The sequence below is a fragment of the Enterococcus casseliflavus NBRC 100478 genome, assembly GCF_001544095.1.
GTDB lineage: Bacteria > Bacillota > Bacilli > Lactobacillales > Enterococcaceae > Enterococcus_D > Enterococcus_D casseliflavus.
The window spans coordinates 1-530 of sequence record NZ_BCPT01000052.1; the positions used below are offsets into that span (position 1 = coordinate 1).

Annotated in this window: 6 tRNA genes; all 6 read right to left on the reverse strand. The window is 53.2% G+C overall.

Features of this window, described 5'->3' with window-relative positions:
* Positions 1-3: 3 nt before the first annotated feature.
* Positions 4-89, reverse strand: a tRNA-Leu gene (locus ECA1_RS16720).
* A gap of 18 nt (positions 90-107) precedes the next feature.
* Positions 108-179: transfer RNA gene (locus ECA1_RS16725), tRNA-Gly, on the reverse strand.
* 10 nt (positions 180-189) lie between these two features.
* A tRNA-Thr gene (locus ECA1_RS16730) sits at positions 190-262 on the reverse strand.
* Between the two features lie 7 nt (positions 263-269).
* Positions 270-351: transfer RNA gene (locus tag ECA1_RS16735), tRNA-Leu, on the reverse strand.
* A 14-nt stretch (positions 352-365) separates the two neighbouring features.
* Positions 366-438, reverse strand: a tRNA-Lys gene (locus ECA1_RS16740).
* A gap of 3 nt (positions 439-441) precedes the next feature.
* Positions 442-514, reverse strand: a tRNA-Val gene (locus tag ECA1_RS16745).
* Positions 515-530 lie beyond the last annotated feature (16 nt).

The window sequence follows — 530 nt, forward strand, 5'->3', positions numbered from 1 at the left end:
AAATGCCGAGGACCGGAATCGAACCGGTACGGTGATCACTCACCGCAGGATTTTAAGTCCTGTGCGTCTGCCAGTTCCGCCACCCCGGCTGAAAATTGCTAAGGCAAAGCGGAAAACGGGGTTCGAACCCGCGACCCCCACCTTGGCAAGGTGGTGCTCTACCACTGAGCTATTTCCGCGTATTCCTGATGCCGGCTAAAGGACTTGAACCCTCGACCCTCTGATTACAAATCAGATGCTCTACCAACTGAGCTAAGCCGGCAATGAAGTGCGGGTGAAGGGACTTGAACCCCCACGCCCGAAGGCGCTAGATCCTAAATCTAGTGCGTCTGCCAATTCCGCCACACCCGCATAGGTTATTACTATGAGTCGTACAGGGCTCGAACCTGTGACCCTCTGATTAAAAGTCAGATGCTCTACCAACTGAGCTAACGACTCATATGGGGGTTAACGGGATCGAACCGCTGACCCTCTGCTTGTAAGGCAGATGCTCTCCCAGCTGAGCTAAACCCCCATAAGGTAAAAAAAAC